This is a genomic window from Flavobacterium psychrolimnae (assembly GCF_003312425.1).
GTDB lineage: Bacteria > Bacteroidota > Bacteroidia > Flavobacteriales > Flavobacteriaceae > Flavobacterium > Flavobacterium psychrolimnae.
Map to the genome: position 1 here is coordinate 263,061 of NZ_QNUX01000003.1, position 21,833 is coordinate 284,893.

The window sequence follows — 21,833 nt, forward strand, 5'->3', positions numbered from 1 at the left end:
TGATTTGAATTGGAAAATTAATCATAAAAATAGTTATCTGAAAATTTTATAGTGTAATTAACATCCGTTTCTCTCAAAGTTAGTATTTTTGAATATTCAATGTATAAAAACGAATTGTTATGAAATATCATCAAATTGACCGAGATTTATTTATAAAAAATAGAGAAAAATTCATGGCTCAGATGAAGCCAAAAAGCGTTGCCATCTTCAATTCTAATGATATTTATCCCGTTTCTGCCGATAGTACTTTGCCATTTGCACAACACCGCGATATCTTTTATTTAAGCGGAGTAGATCAGGAAGAAAGTATTTTATTGCTTTTCCCGGATGCGCCATACGAGCACCAAAGAGAAATGGTTTTCTTGAAAGAAACCAGCGAACACATTGCCATTTGGGAAGGTGAAAAACTGACTAAAGAGCGTGCTTTTGAAGTAACAGGAATCAGAACCGTACATTGGTTACAGGATTTCGAAAAAGTTTTATTCGAAATGATGACGCACGCTGAAACCATTTACATCAATACAAACGAGCATTACCGTGCCACTGTAGAAACTGAAACGCGTGAAGCCCGTTTTGTGAAATGGTGGAAAGAGAAATATCCGGCACATGCTGTTGCAAAAAGTAATCCGATATTGCAACGTCTTCGCTCCGTAAAAGAAACCGAAGAATTGGACTTAATCCAAAAAGCCTGTAATATTACGGAGCTTGGTTTTAGAAGATTATTGCCTTTCGTGAAACCAAACGTGACCGAATACGAAATCGAAGCCGAGCTGATTCACGAATTCATTCGCAACCGTTCCAGAGGTTTTGCTTACACGCCAATTATCGCTTCCGGAAATAATGCCAATGTGTTGCACTACATCGAAAACAACCAACAATGCAAAGCCGGTGATTTGATTTTATTGGATGTTGCGGCTGAATATGCCAATTATTCCAGTGACATGACGCGTACCATTCCAGTTTCAGGAAAATATACCAAAAGACAAAAAGAAGTGTACAATGCCGTTTTAAATGTAAAAAACGAAGCGACCAAAATGCTGACTACAGGAACACTTTGGAAACAATACCATATCGAAGTGGGGAAATTAATGACTTCAGAATTGTTAGGTTTAGGTCTTATTGACAAAGCCGATGTGCAAAACGAAAACCCGGAATGGCCCGCTTATAAAAAATATTTCATGCACGGAACTTCCCACCACATGGGATTGGACACGCACGATTACGGAATCTTGACCGAACCCATGCAAGCCAATATGGTGTTTACAGTAGAGCCTGGAATTTACATTCCTGCCGAAGGTTTCGGAATCCGTCTGGAAGATAACGTCATCGTTCAGGAAAGTGGCGAACCATTCAACATGATGCGCAACATCCCAATTGAAGTGGATGAAATCGAAGAATTAATGAACAGTTAATTCCATAAATACATACAACCAAATCGGTTTACAGCAATGTGAACCGATTTTTTTTTGGGCGCAACCCAGCTTCCGTAAACTCCAGCTGCGTCGGGCTATCCGCTATAAGTCCTCGTCTCGTCCAAAAACACAAGACTGTGGGCTTTCCGCTGTTATCCCTTGCGCGCTACAACGAGAAAATCTGTAATTCCAAAACACGAATTCCAAAATTCATGGTAAAACTGTAACTTTATAATCACCCTTCCGACTTATTTAAAACAACAACTATTTTTTAAAACATATTCAATATGTGATTTGAACCATTAAGAAATTAAGAAAAATTAAGCTCTGATTCTTAATGAAACTTATATTTCTTAATGGTAAAAACTTTTAAATAAAAACTTAAAATAAAGAAATCATGCAAGCACACGAAATAGACTACCACATTTACGGCGAGGAAATGCAATATGTGGAAATAGAACTGGACCCACAGGAAATTGTAATTGCCGAAGCGGGAAGTTTTATGATGATGGACAATAATATCCAAATGGAAACCATTTTTGGAGACGGTTCCGAACAAGAAAACGGATTGTTCGGTAAACTTTTAAGCGCAGGAAAAAGAGTTTTAACAGGCGAAAGTCTTTTTATGACAGCATTTATCAATCAAAACAATACCAAAAGCAAAGTTTCATTTGCATCGCCTTATCCAGGAAAAATAATCCCAATTGACTTAACACAATTTGGCGGAAAATTCATTTGCCAGAAAGACGCTTTCCTTTGCGCTGCCAAAGGCGTTTCTGTGGGAATCGAATTTTCTAAGAAACTCGGTCGTGGGCTTTTTGGCGGTGAAGGTTTCATCATGCAAAAAATAGAAGGCGACGGAATGGCGTTTGTACATACCGGCGGAACATTGGCCAAAAAAGAATTAGCAGCAGGCGAAATCCTAAAAGTCGACACCGGCTGTATTGTTGGTTTTACCAAAGATGTTGATTATGACATTGAGTTTATTGGCGGCATCAAGAATTCTATTTTTGGTGGTGAAGGTTTGTTTTACGCTACACTTCGCGGTCCGGGAACAGTTTATGTACAATCCTTACCTTTCAGTCGACTCGCCGACAGAATCATTGCATCTGCACCAAGAGCTGGCGGAAACAGTCGTGACGAGGGCAGCTTATTGGGCGGATTAGGAAGTTTGCTTGATGGAGACAGACGATTTTAAATTTTATAAACGGCTTTCAGAAATGGAAGCCTTTTTTTAAACCATATAAGGCATTTAAGCAAATGAAAGTAATGCTTACATGAACTTAAATGGTTAAAAAAATAAAATGCTATTTTTGTAGACTAAATTTCCATTTTGAAACAAATTCTCTTTAAAAACACCAACATCTCTTATTCCGATACCGGGAAAGGAACCGCTATTGTCTTACTTCATGGTTTCTTGGAAAACAAAGGCATGTGGGATTTTTATATTCCGGAGTTTGCTAAAAAAAACCGCGTCATTATTATAGATTTATTGGGACATGGCGAAACGGAATGTTTGAGTTACGTGCAAACAATGGAAGATAATGCCGATGCTGTTCACGCTGTTTTATCGGAATTACGCATCCGGAAAGCCATTTTTGTCGGGCATTCTATGGGTGGTTATGTTGCTTTGGCTTTCGCCGAATTATATCCTGACACTATAAAAGGATTGGTTTTATTAAACTCGACCGCAAGAGCCGACAGTGAGGAACGAAAAACAAATCGGGATCGAGCTATTAAAGCGGTAAAACAATCTTTTATGAATTTTGTTTCACTTTCTATTGCAAACTTATTCAGCGAAGCCAACAGAGAACGACTTTCATCCGAAATTGAAAGCGTAAAAAAAGAAGCTTTAAAGACACCGCTTCAAGGAATCGTTGCGTCACTGGAAGGAATGAAAATACGACAAGATCGGGAAGTGTTATTACATCTTACACCTTATCCAAAATTATTAATTCTTGGCGAAAAAGATCCTGTTTTAAATTACGAAGAAACCAAAGAACAGATAGAAAACACTGCAGTAAAACTGGTGACTTTTCCGGACGGACACATGAGTCATATTGAGAATCAAGACGAGTTATTAAACGTATTGTTCGCTTTTTTCAAAAGCATCTAAATCATTCCTGATTTCAAATATCCTTTTTCCACCAATTCACTTTTGTCTTTCAAGTGGTGCATTTTTCCTTCTTTCATCAACGCCAGTTTTGTGGAAACCTTAATCACATTTTCATAGTTATGATCCGTGATAATGATGCCTTTTACACTGGACATTGCAGTGATTAATTTATTAATTTTTTCAATCATTATGGGTGACAAACCATTGTATGGCTCGTCCAGCAAAACAAATTTTGATGCGTTATTCAGGATTAATTTAATTTCTAAATACCGTAATTCTCCACCGGACAAATGCTTTATTTTTTTGTTCAGCATTGATTGAATCATTTCATCGGCATAAAATTCCTGCAGTTTCTCTTTGGCAATAGCCAATTGAATAGTCTTTTTTATCGAAAATGAATTTGGAATAAAATTATCTTGAGGCAAATAACTGATTTCGTTTAGCAAATCGCTGGTCTTTGCTTTCACGACTCCATCGACCCGAACAAATTTAAAATCAGCAGCTACAATTCCGAAAATGATTTTCAACAAAGTAGATTTCCCGGAACCATTTCTTCCTAAAACGCCAATAATATCAGCGGTTTCACATTTCAAATACACATCTGAAACTATGATTTTCCCATCATACTGTTTTTGAACGCTATCTACTTCTAAAACACTCTTTGTCATACGAGTTTGATTCCTACATTAATGACTAAAATCAGCAGCATCGAAAAAACAAAATTCATTAGAAAACCATACACAAACAATTGCATTTTTGAAATTCCGTTGTTGTAATAAAACAGGTATCCATTTTTAGCATTCACCTCTTTTATCAAAATGCTAATGAAGAAACCAAAAATAATAAGTACATATTTGAAGGTTTCAAATCCTCCAAAAACCCATGCCAAAGCACTTATTGACACATTAATCGTCAAAGTGCTTTTATAAAACTCGAAGATGTTGGCTAATTTTCTGATTGGGAATTTTGTTTAAATTATTTTCTCTTTAAAAGGAATACTCTCATCTAAAATTTCGCTTAATAAAAGAACCATTTGTTCTAAATAATTCCTCAAAATTTCTTCATTTATAATTGAATTTATTTCTTTGTCTTCTTTAAAACTAAACGGAAGAAAACCTGCTTTTAAATTCTTGAAAGAGATAATTCCGGCTTCAATTGGCTTTCCTTTTGCTTCGTGCTCATACATAAAAGCATACGCCAGAACCTGAATGATTTTATCGCTTTTAATATCTTCGGTTAATCGGCTCCAAGATTTCAGAGTGACACTCGCTTTTTCAACTTTTCCAGTTTTGTAATCGATAATTCGAATCACTCCGTTGCGCTCTTCAATTCTATCTACATTTCCTTTTATCAATACAGGAAAAGGCAAATTAGGATGATTTAAAGTTCTGCCAAAAGTTTGTTCTAAAGCTATAATTTTTATCGCATCGCCGTTTTTAATACTTTCCAATTCCACTTTCAGGAAATTCGAAACATTTCGCTTGGCAACTTCAAACGCCAATAAATTTCTACCTTTTTTGATTTCACCTTCTTTGTAAACCAATTTAAACTGTTTCAAAACCTCAGCGTCAATTTGTTTAAAACAATTTAAAATATTACTTTCTGATATAAATTTACCAATGAATGGCTCGTACAAAACTTTTAGAGTTTCGTGGATAATGGTTCCCAATGTATTCAAGGCAATGTTCTCCTCTACTTCTTCTACTTCGCTGATGCGTAAAATCTTCTGAAAATAAAACTGAATCGGATTCCGAATATAACTCGTCAATGCCGATGGAGAAAACCCTTTTTCGGCAATTTCTTTCAATCGTAACATCACACTTTCCGATTTAGGAATGACCATCGGTTGATACGCAGTTTCGGGTAAAACCGCATTATAAATTTCGTGCGTAAGGATATGATTATTTTGCTTTTCAACTTCCAATTGCGTGATGAATCGGCTTTTTTCACCCGCATCCAGACCTTCACTTTCGGTATTATACAGCAAGTAAATGTTTTTGGCGCGTTGCAACAAATGATAGAAATGATAGGTATAAATAGCGTCTTTTTCTTTGAATGTAGGCAAACCTAATTCGCGTTTCACATCATACGGAATAAACGAATTTTGTGATTTTCCCGCCGGAAATTTCCCTTCATTCATCGAAGTGACAATAACGGTATCAAAATCCAAGACACGACTTTCTAAAACTCCCATAATCTGCAAACCGTTCAACGGTTCTCCCTCAAAAGAAACTTCGGCCAAATCAATTACTTGTTTGTAAATGGCATAAAGCGTTTCAATTTTATCGATATGTTCATGTTTGGAATAATAATTAATCAGTTTATTAATGACTTTAAAAATGGCGAAAACAAAAGCCTTAGTGATTTTTTCTTCTTCGTTATCGTTGCTTAAATTTTCTTTTATGATTTGCAATAATTTAGAAATCGTCTCTAATACCGGAATCGAACCCTTTTCCCATTTTTGGAATAATAAGAGAAACAATTCACTCGGAATTGCATTCAATTCCATCAATTTATGATGCGTAATAAAAGTATAATTATTTTGATTGATAGTATGGACAAGCGCGCTGGTTTTCGAATACGGCTCCACCAAAGGATGCGTCAAAATATCCAATACATCTTTGTAATATAAGACATAACTTTTAGCATTTCTGGACAACGCATTCGTGTGCATTTTGAATAATTTGGCTATCAAAATCTGGGCAGGATTGTTCTTGCTTGAATACCCCATCGTGATATTCAAAGCTCCAACGCTTGACGGTAACGAATATAAAAGCGGGACTAGAAGATTTTCCTCACCTAGAACCACAGCCACTTTATCCAACTTGCCTTCAGTCCCGAGGCTTCGGGATTCATTGATGACATTCTCGATAATACTTCCGGCTATTTTGGCTTGACCAATTGTTTTTGGTGTACCAATCACCTGAATGTTTTTTATCTGCGAAAAGTCATTCACAATCCATTCAAACGGATGCTGCTTATAATGTTTCCAACTTTCTTTGAAACGGTGTACAAACAGTCCTGCATCATGATACGGATCATTGAGAAAGGTTTGGTCTACATCCCAATATATTTTGGCCTGATCAGAAGCGATAAGGTGTTGGATTATTTTTTCTTCGGCGGCATTCAACGCGTTAAAACCTGCAAATAGGAATTGTTTCCCTTGTACAGAATTCGAAAAATGATTTAGATTATTAACTGCTTCACGATAAATTAAACCTTGATATCCGATTCCTTTGTTCAGTAAATGAGTATAAAGGGATTGATAATAATTGGGTAGTAATTTCCAAAAATCGATATATTTCTCTAATAATACCGTTTTATTTTCGACTTCAATTCCCCATTTTTTAATATCCTCGATATCTTTCAAATACGAAAGAACATGTGATGGCTCTAATAAATAGCGGTCAATTTCATTAAAATCTTGTAACAGCGTTTTTGCCCAATTGGCAAACAATTCAAACGTTTGTTGGTTTGCTTTATCGGTAATGGATAAATAGACTTCGTAGAATTCAAATAATAGTTCAATGGGATCTATGGTGCGAATACCTGCAATATTTTGAACAAAATCTTCAATACTTATAATTTCAGGAGAAAGTATATTTGTTGTTACCTGATTTTTTAACGCTTTAATCAGGAATATTTTAGCTCGTTTGTTTGGTAAAACTACAATCGTATTGGAAAGATTGCCTGAGTAATTTTCAATTAAAACTGCGGCTATTTTATCTAAAAAAGAAGTATTTGTCATTCTATAAAAATAAAAAAAACGCCTCGATAAATCGAGGCGTTTTCTAAAAAAATTTTGGAAAAATTATTTTTGTAAAATAACTTCTGTTCTTCTGTTTTTTGCTTTACCAGCAGCAGTTTTATTTGTTTCAACTGGACTTCCTTCACCAAAACCAACAGCATTTAAGTTTTCACCTTTAATACCTCTTTCTAACAAAGCTTCTCTAACTACGTTAGCTCTGTCTTCAGAAAGTTTTTGGTTAAATTCATCTGAACCATCGCTATCAGTATGTCCTTCAACACTGAATTTAGCATTCGGATAATTTTTAAGAATATTTGCCATAGCATCTAATCTAGCTGGAACATCACCCGCTTTGAAAGTAGCTTTACCTGAATTAAAGTAGATTGCTCTAGCTTGAATTTTAAGATTATCTAAAGCCTCAGTAGTTACTTCTGGACATCCTCTGTTACTAGCTGGACCAGCTACAGTAGGACAATCATCATCTTTGTCTAATACTCCGTCTCCGTCAGTATCTGGCCAAGGACAACCACCATTTTCTTTAGGACCTGCAACATTAGGACATTTGTCATCTTTGTCAGCAATTCCATCTCCATCAGCATCAGGACAACCGTTTAATGCAGCTAAACCAAAAACAGTAGGACATGCATCATTTTTATCAGCAACACCATCTCCGTCAGTATCAGGACAACCGTTTAATGCAGCTAAACCAAAATCATTTGGACACTCATCAGCACTATCTTGAATTCCATCTCCATCAGTATCAGGACAACCATTGAATTCTTTTAAACCAGCAACTTCAGGACAAGCATCATCTTTATCATAAATTCCGTCACCATCTGTATCTTTACCTCCAAATTTGAATATAAGACCAGCAGTGTGTTGAAAAAGAGAAGGAGCATCTGGAGTAGCAAAATTTACATTCCCTTCAGTTCTGTCTCCAAAAGATTTTTTATATCTTGTTGCAAGTTCCAAACCTACATTGTCAGTAAACCAGAAAGTTAAACCAGCACCTGGATTTAAAGTACCAAAACTACTATCTCCAAAGAATGTATATCCTCCACCAACAGATAAAGATGGATCAATAACTTTAGATTTAATTAAGTTCATGAAACTATATTTGATAGTTGCATCAACACCATAATACATTAAATCTCCAGGATTAGTAACTATGTAACCACGACTATCATGCATTACAGAAGCAGGTTCTGGAGCAAATGTTACAAATTTATTGATTTTGTTCACAGATCCAGAAAGACCGAAAGAGAAATTATCTCCTACGAATCTAGATACACTAAGGTACGATACAGAAGGCAGGATATTCCAGTTATCTTTAACAGCAAAAGGCTGAGAAAAATGACGATCAAGCCAATTATGTCCACCTTCAGCACCTGCTTTAGTGTCAACGGCATTAACTCCAAAAGAGATAGCCCAAGGATTGTTACTGTCTTGTGCGTGCGAGCTTAAACCCATCACCATCATCACAGCAACTAAAATTTTGTTAAGATGTTTCATACTTAATTTTTTTAATTACAATTTAGTTAATTATATGCAAAAGTAGCACGTAAATTTTAAACTACAAAATGAAATGTTAAATAAAACCTCCAAACATGAATAAATGTGGGAATTATACAACATTTAACATTTTTCCAACCTCGACAAATGCATTAATCGCCTTGTCAATATGTGCTGTAGTGTGAGCTGCAGATAGTTGTACTCTAATTCTTGCTTTATCTTTAGGCACTACTGGAAAAAAGAATCCAATAACATAAATACCTTTTTTTAACAGTTCATCAGCCATAGTTTGGGACAATTTTGCATCATAAAGCATAACAGGAACAATAGCTGAATCGCCATCAATGATATCAAAACCAGCTTTTTTCATTCCTGCTTTGAAATAATTAGTGTTCCATTCCAGTTTATCACGTAAAGTAGTATCCTTTTCTAATAATTCAAAAACTTTTATAGAAGCCCCGACAATAGCTGGCGCTAAAGAATTAGAAAACAAATACGGTCTGGATCTTTGACGCAATATTTCGATAATTTCTTTTTTGGCAGTCGTATAACCTCCCATTGCACCTCCAAGTGCTTTTCCTAATGTTCCAGTAATAATGTCAACTCTTCCCATTACACCTTTTGCTTCAAGCGTCCCTTTTCCGGTTGCTCCAATAAATCCGGCAGCATGGCATTCATCAACCATAACCATCGCATCATACTTATCAGCTAAATCACAAATTTTATCCAAAGGAGCCACAACACCATCCATAGAGAAAACACCATCTGTAACAATTAATTTGAAACGAGTTCCTGCTTCAGTAGCTTTGATTAATTGTTGTTCTAAATCTTCCATATTGCTATTTTCATAACGATAACGAGCCGCCTTACACAAACGAACACCATCTATAATAGAAGCATGATTTAAACTGTCTGAAATTATAGCATCGTTTTCTCCTAACAAAGGTTCGAAAACACCGCCGTTAGCATCAAAAGCTGCCGCGTAAAGAATGGTATCTTCAGTACTATAAAATTCAGAAATTTTTCTTTCCAATGTTTTATGAATATCCTGAGTTCCGCATATAAAACGAACTGATGACATTCCGAAACCATGGGTATCCAAAGCATCTTTAGCAGCCTGAATCACTTCTGGGTGCGATGATAATCCAAGATAATTATTGGCACAAAAATTCAGAACAGTTTCTCCTGTAGAAATAGTGATTTCTGCTCCTTGAGGCGAAGTTATAATTCTTTCTTTTTTGAAAATTCCATTATCTTCAATAGTTTGTAATTCTGCTTGAAGATGTTCTTTTATTTTTCCGTACATTTTTTATGTTTTTTAAAGTTCAGTTTTGCGAATTATTCACTTTTTAGGCTACAAATTTACTACATCGATTTCTTTTCCGATGTAAATAAGTGCTTTTTTTGTCACTTTATAACCCATTAACTCAATTGCTGTTTGATAATTTTCCAATTGCTGTTGGTATTTCACATTATGTGTTCCTGTTTTATAATCCAGCAACAACACTTCTTTGTTTTTTGTCAAAACCATTCGGTCCGGTTTAATGGTTTTACCTTCTTTTTGAATAATAGTTTGCTCATTCAAAACGTCATTCCCTTCGGCAAAACAAATTTCTAATTCACTGTGATTAACAATTTCCTGAATCGTTTTAAAAACTATTTCTTTTTGAGCAAAAGTTATCAATCCGTTTTCAATAGACTTTGTAATTGCCAAATCAACATCGTTTTTAGTTTTTACAAAGGACAAAATTTCATGAATAACATTCCCATATTCTATAGCTTCCTGCTGATGCGTTCCCCACATTAATGCTTCACGCTGCGCAATTTTTATATTCTTTGGATTTAGAATTTCAGAAACCAAAGGAATCGTTTTTGAAGTATCGACATGCTCTTTTCCCGCAGACAATTTTATCGAATTTCCAAATTCATATTCTAATTTATCTTCGGCAAATTCGCCTTTATTACCCAAATAATTAATAAAAAATGAACACATATTATTCTTTGGCAATTCCCCTTTACTGGATAAATTCATATTCGAAATAACATATAATTGTTCTTCGGCTCGGGTTAAAGCCACATACAAAACATTGATATTATCCAATAATTCTTCCTGCTTTTTTTGATTGTAAACCTCAGCAGCCTCTTCACCAAACCCTTCAACCGCACTGCTGTTATCAATCAACACTTTTGGTAAACCAAAATCTTGTTCTGTAGCATTTAGCCATAACTTATCTTTTGGCTTTCTATTGTAATCTTCTTCAGCAAAAGGGAAAATAACAACCGGGAATTCCAATCCTTTCGATTTATGAATCGTCATAATCCGAACGGCATTAGTCCCTTCCGGAGAAGGAATACTAAATTTCTCCGCATTTTTATCCCAGAAATTCAAGAAATCTGAAATTCCTGCTTGGTTGCGAATATCTCGCTCCAGAACAATGTCTAGGAAATATTGAACGTAGGCATTCCCCTCCCCAACCCTCCCCGAAGGGGAAGGAGCCGAAACTGGAGCAATAGAATCTAGTAAAATTTCTTGACTGACTAACTCCTTTTTTATCTCTTTTAAAACTTCTGAAATACTCTTTACTACTTGCTCATTGGTAAATCGAATGACTTTATAGCCTAATTTATTTAAAGTAATTGTTCTATAATTATCCAACTGAACTTGTTCTTCAGTAAAATGGTATTCACCATCTACTTCAACAACCAGTTTTTTGGACAAGCAAACAAAATCAACAATAAAATCATTTATCAAATGTTGTTGCCTAAATTTATAATCTTCCAGTGATTTAGATTTAAGCTCCATCCAAAGAACTTTCTCAGCATGCGTGGGCTGCTTTCGCATTTCTTTTGCTTTTTCTATCAAAAGATGAGAATAATTACCACCCGTCATGTACCCTAATTTATTTGATTCAATAAGACTATTTTTATCCACACGATTAACCACTCCGTCACCCTTTCCTTTGGAGAGGGCTGGGGTGAGGAACTTTGTTATTATTGTCTCCACCGCTTCATACAATGATTTTTTTCTAATGTTTTGAAACGAAAGTGAAACATCAAAACTCATCAACCACTCTTCGAAATCAGCTTCCTGAAATAATGCCATTCCTTGAGCGATAAAATCATGAATAGGTAATTTATGATGACTGTTTTGCGCTAAATATTGAAGAAAATTTGCTTTGGATTCCAGATCAGAACTGTTTTTCAAGTACTTTAATAAATGAATAATCAATCGAACTTCGGTTGCATTTTGAATCATCAAGGTTTCTGATGACAAAAGCGGAATTCCTTGTTCTGTCAAATAATTCGCAATCGCAATTCCTTGACTTCTTTTTCGAGTCAGAATCACAATGTCTTTGTATTCAAAACCTTCTTTTAAAGTTTTTTGAATCGTATTTAAGGTTGCCAAAACATACAAATCGGTTTTATCCAAAGTTTCTTCGTCATCTTCCGAAGTTTCTACTTTTGGAATAAAAGAAATATTTACATAACCACCCGTTTTATCATTCGTTTTTTGATGACTATGATTTTCATACAAATCTTTATAATCCAAATGCTCGAATTCATTCGATAACAATTTGAAAAAATCATTATTGAATTCGATTATCTGCGAATAAGAGCGGTAATTTTTATCTAAATGTTCAAGTCTTTTATCGGGATTATTGAACGGATTTTGGTCTTTACTCAATTCAATAAATTGTTCCGCTTTTCCGCCACGCCATCTGTAAATCGATTGTTTTGGATCGCCCACAATCATCAAAGTTCCTTTTACTCCAAAATCATCCTGACCCGAAAGTGCATTATCAATCAGCGGAATTAGATTTTGCCATTGCATTTCTGAAGTATCCTGAAATTCATCAATAAAAAAATGACGGTAGCGTTCGCCTAATCGTTCATATATAAAAGGTGCCGGCTGATTTTGGATTTCCCGATGGATAATGGCATTGAATTCCGAGATGGAAAGTACATTTTGTTCTTCCTGAATCTTGGCCAATTCATTGCTGACGGTATTTAATAATGATAGCGGCGTAATATTTTTTAGAAAAGCTTTGTAGAAATTTATCTTTTCAAAAGCGGTATAAACTTTAGTCAGTATTTGCAAAAATTCAGGAATCAAATTCTCAATAATCGCACGGTCTTTTGCAGTTTTATTGATTGCTATATCATCAAACTCATGAAAAGTTTTATTCTTGGGATTGAACTTTCCTTGCTGAATACTATTAATATGATTTGGAAAAGTACCCCTGGAAAAGGATTTTACATCAATTCCGTTTTTATCAATTAAGGTCAACATTTCTTCTGCAAAAACAATAGTTTGCTTTTCTAAGTCTTTGCAGGCTTCGGAAAGTTTGGTTTTGATTTCGACAAACTCAGCGATAGATTTATCTTGAAAATGCGTGATTTCGTTTCTATTATTTTCGTTTAAAACCAAACGACCGGTTTCAAGAATTTCACGCGAAATATCCCAAGATTTATCATCATCGGTTTTTTCCATCGTGAAATCGATAAGCAATTTTGTTAATGTTTCATCTTCTCCGGCTTGCGCGATGATGGCATCGACGGCTTCTACCAACAAATTTTCAGTATCCAAAGTGACTTCAAAAGTCATAGGTAAATTCAAATCGTGTGCAAAAGCACGAATAACTTTATGTGTGAATTTATCAATTGTAGAAATATCAAAAGCAGCATAATTATGAATAATATGCTTGATGATTTGCTGTGATTTAGTTTTGATTTGGATAATCGAAAGTCCTATTGGTTCTTCGCTCCATTCTTCAGGATTATTTTCATTTCGTTTTCCGTTCACCAAATCCTGCATTAAATCCTGCGCTTTTGCACTTGGTTCATCCTTGGCAAATTCGGACAAACTGCCTACGATTCGGGATTTCATTTCGTGTACCGCCTTATTAGTAAACGTAATGGCGAGAATATTGCGGTAGGCATCATTTTTTGGCGCGACAAGTATAATTTTGAGGTATTCTTTGACAAGCGCATAGGTTTTTCCGGAGCCGGCGGATGCGTCGTATATGGAGAATGAAGGTCTCCCCTCCATAACATTCCCCGAAGGAGAGGAAGCCGAAACTGGATTTATTTTATGTTCCAAATTGATGTTATTTATAAATTATGATTTCTGATTTAGAATTAGCGTTCTAATTTCCCAAATCCCTAGCCCTGATGGTAGCGGCATCCTTTCCTGCCGTCCCGAAGCTTCGGGATGGCAGGAAAGATATAGTGTACAGCAGGAAATAGCTTCTAAAAATACACGTATTAATAGGTTACTTTTAAAATTTGCCCCGAAACTTCGGGATAAAACTTAAAAGTAGTATTTTTGCAGCATGGAAACAAATAGACAGAAAAAAATAGGTGGGGTTATCCAAAAAGATTTGGTTGATATTCTGCAAGGTGAAGTGAGAAAAAACGGACTGGCTAATTTAATCATTTCGGTATCCAAGGTTACTGTGACTACAGATTTATCAGTAGCGACGGTACATTTAAGTGTTTTTCCTCAGGAAAAAGCAAAAGAGATTTTAGAGGCGGTTAAGTCCAATGCTAAAAATATTAAGCATGATTTATCACAACGTGTTCGTTTGCAATTGAGAAAAGTTCCAAATTTGGTTTTCTTTATTGATGACTCTTTAGATTACATTGAAAAAATTGACAATGCGCTAGCCAATAGAGATAATCCTATTGAAAACAGAGATCTTTTGGACAAACGCAGATTTCAATAAAATTTGAATTTCCCCCTTTACATAGCCAAACGCTACATTCTTAGCAATAGTAAAAATAATGCTATAAACATCATCAATCGTATTGCCAGTTTGGGAATTATTGTTGGTGCTATGGCTTTGTTTGTGGTTTTGTCCGTTTTTAGCGGGTTGAAGGTTTTTAGTCTTTCATTTACTAATGACATTGATCCCGATTTAAAAATAAGCAGCACTTTAGGAAAATCCTTTTTGATTTCCCCAAGTCAGGAAAGCCAAATCAAGAAAATTGACGGCTTGGTTTCGTATACTAAAATTATTGAAGAGCGAGTTTTATTCACTTTTAATGGAAAGCAAGAAGTTACTTACCTGAAAGGTGTTGATGCTAATTTCAGCAAAGTTAATGCTATCGAGAAAAAACTTTTCAACGGGCAGTGGCTGAAACCGGATACGTATCAAGTAGTGGTAGGTTATGGAATTTCTCAAAAATTCTCGATGGGATTATTGGATTTTAATAATCAGTTGGAAGTTTTGGTTCCAAAGCCAGGAAAAGGCGCTATTGAAAATCCAGAACAAGCTTTTAATAAAACAGATGTAATTCCTGTTGGGATTTACGCTATTAGCGACGACCTTGATTCAAAATATGTTTTTGCCGATTTAGGTTTGGCCCAAGAATTACTGGAATACAAAACCAATCAGGTTTCCGGGATTGAAATCAAGACGAAAACGGATGCTGATGAAAGTGCCATTACAGAGCAGCTTCAAACCATTTTCGACAATAAAATCACCGTAAAAAACAGGGCGCAACTCAACGAATCGCTCTATAAAATGTTGAATACGGAGAATATTGCGGTTTATTTAATCTTTACTTTGGTGATTGTCGTGGCGCTATTCAACTTGATTGGCGCGTTAATTATGATGATTTTAGACAAAAAAGGAAACCTAAAAACCCTTTTTAATCTTGGAACTGAAATCAAGGATTTACGAAAAATATTCCTGCTTCAAGGCACTTTATTGAGTGTTTTTGGCGGAATTATTGGCTTGGCTCTAGGAATTATAATCGTATTGTTACAAGAATATTTTCAGTTAGTTATGATTACTCCTACACTGGCTTATCCTGTGATTTTCTCTCTCGAAAATGTTCTTATTGTTATGGGAACTATAGTCACGCTTGGCTTTGTTGCTTCCTTAATTGCAAGTAGCCGCGTGAGCAAGAAGTTGCTTGAATAAGATTTTTGATTGATGATTAACGATTTTTGATTTCAGATTTAAAAAAAAATTAAATACAAATTCCACTTATTTACACGAAATCATTTGTGCAAATAAGTGGAATTTGTGTTTAAAATATTTAGTTAAACAACTTCATATCCTGCATATGCTTCTTCGATTTCATTTAAAGCTGCGAATAATTCTTCAGGTCTATCTAGCGTTACTAATTTTTGTTTGTGCGTTTTAAAAGAATGAATTCCTTTGAAATAATTGGTGTAATGAGGACGCGTTTCCACAATTCCTAATCGTTCGCCTTTCCATTCCATGGCCCAAGTGAGGTGATTTCTAACGGCTTCTACTCTGTCTATAACAGTTGGTTTTGCTAAATGTTCTCCCGTTTTGAAGTAATGTTTGATTTCGTCAAAAATCCAAGGATAACCAATGGCAGCGCGACCAATCATGATTCCGTCGATGCCGTACTCATTTTTATATTGTAATGCTTTTTCCGGCGAATCGATATCTCCGTTACCGAAAATAGGCATTGTGATTCTAGGATTGTTTTTGACGCGGGCAATGTGCGACCAGTCAGAATGACCTTTATACATTTGGGCGCGTGTTCTAGCATGTATGCTCAAAGCGGCTACCCCAATATCTTGCAAACGTTCCGCAACCTCATCAATATTAATCGAATTATCATCCCAACCCAAACGGGTTTTTACGGTTACAGGTAAATGCGTACTATCAATAACGGCTTGTGTTAAGCGAATCATCAAATCTACATCCTTAAGAACTCCGGCTCCGGCACCTTTGCAAACCACTTTTTTGACAGGGCAACCAAAATTGATGTCTATTAAATCCGGATTTACAGTTGAAACAATTTTGGAGGACAATGCCATAGCTTCTTCGTCGCCGCCAAAAATCTGGATTCCTACAGGTCGTTCGTAATCGAAAATATCTAATTTCATTCGGCTTTTGATGGCGTCACGAATTAAACCTTCGGATGAAATAAATTCAGAATACATCATATCGGCACCATGCATTTTGCACAATCTACGAAACGGCGGATCACTCACGTCTTCCATGGGTGCAAGAAGTAAAGGGAAATCAGGTAATTCTATGTTGCCAATCTTAATCATCTTCATTTAATTTGGTGCAAAATTACAACATTTAGATGAATAGCAGAAAGCAGTTGCCGAAAAGAGTTCTTACTTAACCCATTAGTTTACTAATTCTAGGCTTTGAAGCTATTGATTTTAGCTTATATTTGCAGATTAATTGTCGCTGTTTGGCGCTTGCGTGAGGGATAGTAGTGAAAATCCTTTTCCTTTTTTCTTTAAAAAGGAAAAGATTGTAGCGGATAGCCCGACCCTTGTGGTCACGCCCTGAAATAAATTTGATATTATTTAGAACATGAAACATATTAGGAATTTTTGCATTATTGCACATATTGATCACGGAAAAAGTACGCTTGCTGACCGATTACTTGGTGCTACGCAAACCGTTACCGCTCGGGAAGAAAAGGCGCAATTGCTGGACAATATGGACTTGGAGCGCGAACGTGGCATTACCATAAAAAGTCACGCCATCCAGATGGAATACACCTATAAAGGGGAAGAATATATCCTGAATTTGATTGACACACCGGGTCACGTAGATTTTTCGTATGAAGTTTCCCGTTCGATTGCGGCTTGCGAAGGCGCGCTTTTGATTGTAGATGCGGCACAAAGTATTCAGGCACAAACGATTTCAAATTTGTATTTGGCTTTAGAAAATGACTTGGAAATTATCCCGGTTTTGAATAAAGTTGATTTGCCTAGCGCTAACCCAGAAGAAGTGAGCGACGATATTGTTGACTTATTGGGTTGTAAATTGGAAGATATTATTCACGCTTCCGGAAAAACGGGTTTTGGTGTAGAAAATATTTTGGCGGCCATTATCGAAAAAATTCCACCACCAAAAGGGAACGTTGACGAACCTTTACAAGCATTGATTTTCGATTCGCATTACAATCCGTTTCGTGGAATCGAGGTGATTTTCCGTGTGAAAAATGGTCAGATCAAGAAAGGGCAAAAGATTAAGTTCATGGCAACTGGCAATGAATATTTTGCTGATGAAATTGGCACTTTGAAATTGAACCAAGTTCCGAAACAAGTGATTTCTGCAGGTGATGTTGGGTATTTGATTTCCGGAATTAAGGAAGCCAAAGAAGTAAAAGTGGGAGATACGTTGACGGATGCTAAAAATCCAACAACAAACATCATACACGGTTTTGAAGATGTAAAACCAATGGTTTTTGCGGGAATTTATCCTGTAGACACCGAAGATTACGAAGAGTTGAGAAACTCGATGGAAAAATTGCAGTTGAACGATGCTTCGTTGGTGTTTTTACCAGAAAGTTCGGCAGCATTAGGTTTTGGTTTCCGTTGTGGATTCTTGGGAATGTTGCACATGGAAATTATCCAAGAACGTTTGGAGCGTGAGTTTAACATGACCGTGATTACTACAGTTCCCAACGTTTCGTATTTAGCATATACCAAGAAACATCCAGAAACGCCACTTATAGTAAATAATCCTTCGGACTTACCGGAGCCTTCTCGTTTGGATCATGTAGAAGAGCCTTTTATAAAAGCAACCATCATCACCAAATCCGATTATGTTGGAAATGTAATGAGTTTGTGTATCGAAAAACGAGGCTTGATTACTAACCAAACGTATTTGACTACGGAGCGTGTGGAATTAACTTTTGACATGCCATTGGCAGAGATTGTATTTGACTTTTACGACCGTTTGAAAACCGTTTCTAAAGGATATGCTTCTTTTGATTACACGCCAATTGGGATGAGAACTTCTAATTTGGTTAAAGTGGATATCTTATTGAATGCTACTATTGTTGATGCTTTATCCTCTTTGATGCATGCCGATAATGCGTATTCTATTGGAAAAAAAATGTGTGAAAAATTGAAAGAATTAATTCCACGTCAACAATTTGATATTCCTGTTCAAGCTGCAATTGGAGTAAAAGTAATTTCACGTGAAACCATTAAAGCATTGCGTAAAGACGTTACCGCCAAATGTTATGGTGGAGATATTTCTCGTAAACGTAAATTATTGGAAAAACAGAAAAAAGGTAAAAAACGTATGAGATTGGTAGGGAATGTTGAAATTCCTCAAGAAGCGTTTATGGCTGTTTTGAAGTTGAATGACTAATTTATTTTAGAGTAAAGAAGAAAGAGAATAGGATATATAGAAACCTGACGATGTGAAAATTGTCAGGTTTTTTTGTTTTTATTTATTCTTCAACCATTCAAACAATCGTTTTGCATCTTCACCTTTGAACAATTGGGTTCCTTCATTCATAGTTGTTGCTGAACCGCAAGCAACCCCCCAACGGATGACTTCTTTCAGGCTTTTATTTTGCGAAAGCGCCCAAACCATTCCACCCACCATACTGTCTCCGGCACCTACTGTACTTTTTTTGGCCACGTTGGGAGCTGGAACAAACTCGTAAACATCTTTTGTAACCAACACCGCACCTTGGGGACCGAGAGAAACAACTACGATTTCGGCGCCACCTTTAGCTATGATTTGTTTTGCGGCTTCATTTACTTCCTCCAGTTCCAATCGCTCTACGCCAATCAGTTTTGCAAGTTCACCAACATTAGGTTTGATCATATAAACACCCACTTCTAACGCTTTTTTCAATGCTTCGCCCGAGGTATCCACAATTAATTTAGCATTTGATTTTTTTGCGATTTCTGCAATTTTTCGATAAAAATCATCAGACAAACCTTCATTCAAACTGCCGCTGGCTACTAGGAATTTTGGTTTTAAAGCTGCTATGGCTTCTAAAATTCTTTCGCTTTCTTCTTCGGAAATTTTTCCACCGGTAAATCCAAAACGGTATTGAGAATTCGTATTGTCATCCACGGCAACAAAACTTTCTCTGGTCCAACTTTCAACGGCAATTCCTTCATAGGCAATTCCTTCTTTAGTAACCAATTCTTCCAGCATTTTACCTGTAGGTCCACCAGAAGTAAAAACTGCCAATGAAGCTCCGCCCAAACGGGAAATTGCTTTAGATACGTTGATTCCGCCTCCACCAGCATCAAACCTCGGTTCCTCACATCTAATTTTCTGTTCTGGAACCAAGCCTTTAAAATGGGTGCTTTTATCCAAAGCCGAGTTAACTGTTATAGTAATGATATCAAATGATTCCATTGTTGATGATTTTAATTACTTAAAGATGCGAAAAAATGGCGAAAATTGATGCAATTCAAGGCGAATATTTCTTTGTATATTTGCAACTTCAAAACAATAAAAATAATGATCGAAGATAAAAGCCCACAACGTACAAGTATTGCCCAATTAGGAGAATTTGGATTGATAGACCATTTGACAAAAAACTTTGAAATCAACCAGCCTACTACTCTAAAAGGTATTGGCGATGATGCTGCCGTTTTGGACTTCAAAGATAAAAAGGTCGTTATCTCTACAGATTTACTGATTGAAGGTGTGCATTTTGATTTGACTTACATGCCCTTAAAACATTTAGGCTACAAAGCTGTTGTTGTCAATGTTTCTGACATTTGCGCGATGAATGCTAAGCCAACACAAATCACGGTTTCTGTTGCGGTTTCCAATCGTTTTCCTTTGGAAGCATTAGATGAATTATTTGCAGGAATTACGCATGCAGCACGTGAATATAATGTTGATGTTATAGGTGGAGATACAACCTCATCACAAAAAGGATTAATTATCAGCATTACTGCCATTGGCGAAGCTGATGCAGAGGAGATTGTTTATAGAAATGGCGCAAAGCAAACTGATTTATTAGTAGTTACTGGTGATATTGGTGCTGCTTACATGGGATTGCAAGTTTTAGAAAGAGAAAAGCAAGTTTTTCAGGTGAATCCAAATTCACAGCCTGATTTAGATGCATATACATATCTTATAGAACGTCAATTGAAACCGGAAGCACGTAAAGATGTTCGCACTTTATTGCATGCTTTAGAAATAAAACCAACTTCAATGATTGATATTTCTGATGGATTATCATCGGAGATTATGCATTTGTGCAAACAATCCAAAGTGGGTTGTAATTTATATGAGGACAAATTACCTATAGATCCAACATTTATTAATGTATGCGAAGAATTCAATATTGACAGTACAACAGTTGCCATAAATGGCGGTGAAGATTACGAATTGCTTTTCACCATTGCTATGGAAGATTTTGAAAAAATAAAAGGAAATCCAAATTTCACTATTATTGGACACATGACACAAGAAAGTGAAGGCATACATTTAGTTACTCGTGCCAATACAAAAATTGCTTTAAAAGCACGTGGTTGGGATGCTTTGACCCAATAAATTTTCTTCCTAAACAAAAAACGACACCTATTAAGTGTCGTTTTTTGTTTATGATTATCTAAAAAAGTAGCCCTTTATTTTTAGCTTCTCGGACCAAGTCAATATCGCTGCCTTCCTCGACTTTCAAAAGCTCTTTCAAATTTATTTTTCTTCTTTCGATGGCACCCAACGAAATTGGAATATATTGTGGTATATCATTAAGTTTAGTTCCTTTGGATATATGAAACAAAATCTGTTTGTCTATTTGGTCAATTTCTATCGTATTTTCCTCAGATAAATTCAGCATTTTCACAACTGATTCACTATAATACGTTTCATCTTTTATAACTTTATCAAAGGCAAAAAGTAATTCATCAAAAGTTAAATCATTTTTTATCACCAGACCGCTAGGGTTAATTGTTTTGATAATGGTTTTAATCTTTAACAATTCGGTATACATCGTCAGCAAAATAATTTTGCAGTTTGGCATGTATTCAGAAATCAATTTAGCCAAATCCTCTCCGTTGTAAATTCCTTTTTCTTCGTAAGGAGGCATACTAATATCCAAGAAAGCGATGTCAAATGCTTCTACATCCGGATTTGTAATAATATTATATGCTGATTCACAATCTTTAGCCTTTGTTATAGAAAACTCAAACTCATCAGGATTATATCTCGTAATTGCATTTTTATATCCTTCTATGATAAAAGGATGATCGTCAACTATTATTATTTTGTTCTTTGTTGTTAATGTATCAACTGAATCAATCGTCATTTTTTATAAATTG

At 35.8% G+C, this 21,833-nt stretch carries 16 protein-coding genes; 7 read left to right on the forward strand and 9 right to left on the reverse strand.

The window, feature by feature from the left end; genetic code table 11:
* The first annotated feature begins 119 nt into the window (after positions 1 to 119).
* The 3 genes from DR980_RS05075 (at position 120) to DR980_RS05085 (ending at position 3,528) form a co-directional block, all read left to right on the forward strand.
* A complete protein-coding gene (locus tag DR980_RS05075; RefSeq protein ID WP_113634162.1) occupies positions 120 to 1,412 on the forward strand; it encodes an aminopeptidase P family protein in 1,293 nt (430 codons plus the stop codon).
* A 397-nt stretch (positions 1,413 to 1,809) separates the two neighbouring features.
* Positions 1,810 to 2,610 carry a TIGR00266 family protein gene (locus DR980_RS05080; protein ID WP_113634163.1) on the forward strand — a complete coding sequence of 267 codons (801 nt, stop codon included), beginning with the start codon at positions 1,810 to 1,812 and terminating at the stop codon, positions 2,608 to 2,610.
* Positions 2,611 to 2,745: 135 nt separating this feature from the next.
* A complete protein-coding gene (locus tag DR980_RS05085; protein WP_113634164.1) occupies positions 2,746 to 3,528 on the forward strand; it encodes an alpha/beta fold hydrolase in 783 nt (260 codons plus the stop codon).
* On the opposite strand, the gene DR980_RS05090 is transcribed toward DR980_RS05085, so the two are convergent.
* The 6 genes from DR980_RS05090 to DR980_RS05115 form a co-directional block, all read right to left on the reverse strand.
* Complete coding sequence (locus tag DR980_RS05090; RefSeq protein WP_113634165.1) at positions 3,525 to 4,196, reverse strand: ATP-binding cassette domain-containing protein; 672 nt, start codon at positions 4,194 to 4,196, stop codon at positions 3,525 to 3,527. The two genes, DR980_RS05085 and DR980_RS05090, sit on opposite strands and share 4 nt — an antisense overlap.
* Positions 4,193 to 4,432, reverse strand: a complete 240-nt coding sequence (locus tag DR980_RS05095) for a hypothetical protein (RefSeq protein ID WP_113634166.1) — start codon at positions 4,430 to 4,432, stop codon at positions 4,193 to 4,195. Before DR980_RS05095 ends, DR980_RS05090 begins: the two co-directional genes overlap by 4 nt.
* 66 nt (positions 4,433 to 4,498) lie before the next feature.
* Positions 4,499 to 7,276 carry a PD-(D/E)XK nuclease family protein gene (locus DR980_RS05100; RefSeq protein ID WP_113634167.1) on the reverse strand — a complete coding sequence of 926 codons (2,778 nt, stop codon included), beginning with the start codon at positions 7,274 to 7,276 and terminating at the stop codon, positions 4,499 to 4,501.
* A gap of 63 nt (positions 7,277 to 7,339) precedes the next feature.
* The gene (locus DR980_RS05105) at positions 7,340 to 8,788 is read right to left on the reverse strand and encodes an OmpA family protein (RefSeq protein ID WP_113634168.1); all 1,449 of its coding nucleotides are present in this window, start codon (positions 8,786 to 8,788) and stop codon (positions 7,340 to 7,342) included.
* A gap of 112 nt (positions 8,789 to 8,900) precedes the next feature.
* Positions 8,901 to 10,094 (reverse strand): glycine C-acetyltransferase, encoded by a 1,194-nt coding sequence (gene kbl / locus DR980_RS05110; protein WP_113634169.1) that lies wholly within the window; start codon positions 10,092 to 10,094, stop codon positions 8,901 to 8,903.
* 48 nt (positions 10,095 to 10,142) lie between these two features.
* Positions 10,143 to 13,838, reverse strand: a complete 3,696-nt coding sequence (locus DR980_RS05115; protein WP_113634228.1) for a UvrD-helicase domain-containing protein — start codon at positions 13,836 to 13,838, stop codon at positions 10,143 to 10,145.
* Between the two features lie 283 nt (positions 13,839 to 14,121).
* On the opposite strand from DR980_RS05115, the gene rbfA reads away from it, so the two are divergent.
* Positions 14,122 to 14,514, forward strand: coding sequence for a 30S ribosome-binding factor RbfA (gene rbfA / locus DR980_RS05120; protein ID WP_091166278.1), 393 nt, complete (start codon positions 14,122 to 14,124; stop codon positions 14,512 to 14,514).
* Between the two features lie 3 nt (positions 14,515 to 14,517).
* A complete protein-coding gene (locus DR980_RS05125; protein ID WP_113634170.1) occupies positions 14,518 to 15,717 on the forward strand; it encodes an ABC transporter permease in 1,200 nt (399 codons plus the stop codon).
* Between the two features lie 122 nt (positions 15,718 to 15,839).
* Here DR980_RS05125 and dusB read toward each other — a convergent pair whose 3' ends face one another.
* Entirely contained in the window at positions 15,840 to 16,832 is a 993-nt protein-coding gene (gene dusB, locus DR980_RS05130) for a tRNA dihydrouridine synthase DusB (protein ID WP_113634171.1), read from the reverse strand.
* Positions 16,833 to 17,106: 274 nt separating this feature from the next.
* On the opposite strand from dusB, the gene lepA reads away from it, so the two are divergent.
* Complete coding sequence (gene lepA, locus DR980_RS05135) at positions 17,107 to 18,903, forward strand: translation elongation factor 4 (RefSeq protein ID WP_113634172.1); 1,797 nt, start codon at positions 17,107 to 17,109, stop codon at positions 18,901 to 18,903.
* Between the two features lie 78 nt (positions 18,904 to 18,981).
* Here the strand turns inward: lepA and DR980_RS05140 are convergent, their stop codons facing one another.
* Positions 18,982 to 19,914, reverse strand: coding sequence for a 1-phosphofructokinase family hexose kinase (locus DR980_RS05140; RefSeq protein WP_113634173.1), 933 nt, complete (start codon positions 19,912 to 19,914; stop codon positions 18,982 to 18,984).
* A 105-nt stretch (positions 19,915 to 20,019) separates the two neighbouring features.
* On the opposite strand from DR980_RS05140, the gene thiL reads away from it, so the two are divergent.
* Positions 20,020 to 21,066 (forward strand): thiamine-phosphate kinase, encoded by a 1,047-nt coding sequence (thiL, locus tag DR980_RS05145; protein ID WP_113634174.1) that lies wholly within the window; start codon positions 20,020 to 20,022, stop codon positions 21,064 to 21,066.
* Between the two features lie 58 nt (positions 21,067 to 21,124).
* On the opposite strand, the gene DR980_RS05150 is transcribed toward thiL, so the two are convergent.
* Entirely contained in the window at positions 21,125 to 21,820 is a 696-nt protein-coding gene (locus DR980_RS05150) for a response regulator (RefSeq protein ID WP_113634175.1), read from the reverse strand.
* Positions 21,821 to 21,833: the final 13 nt, after the last annotated feature.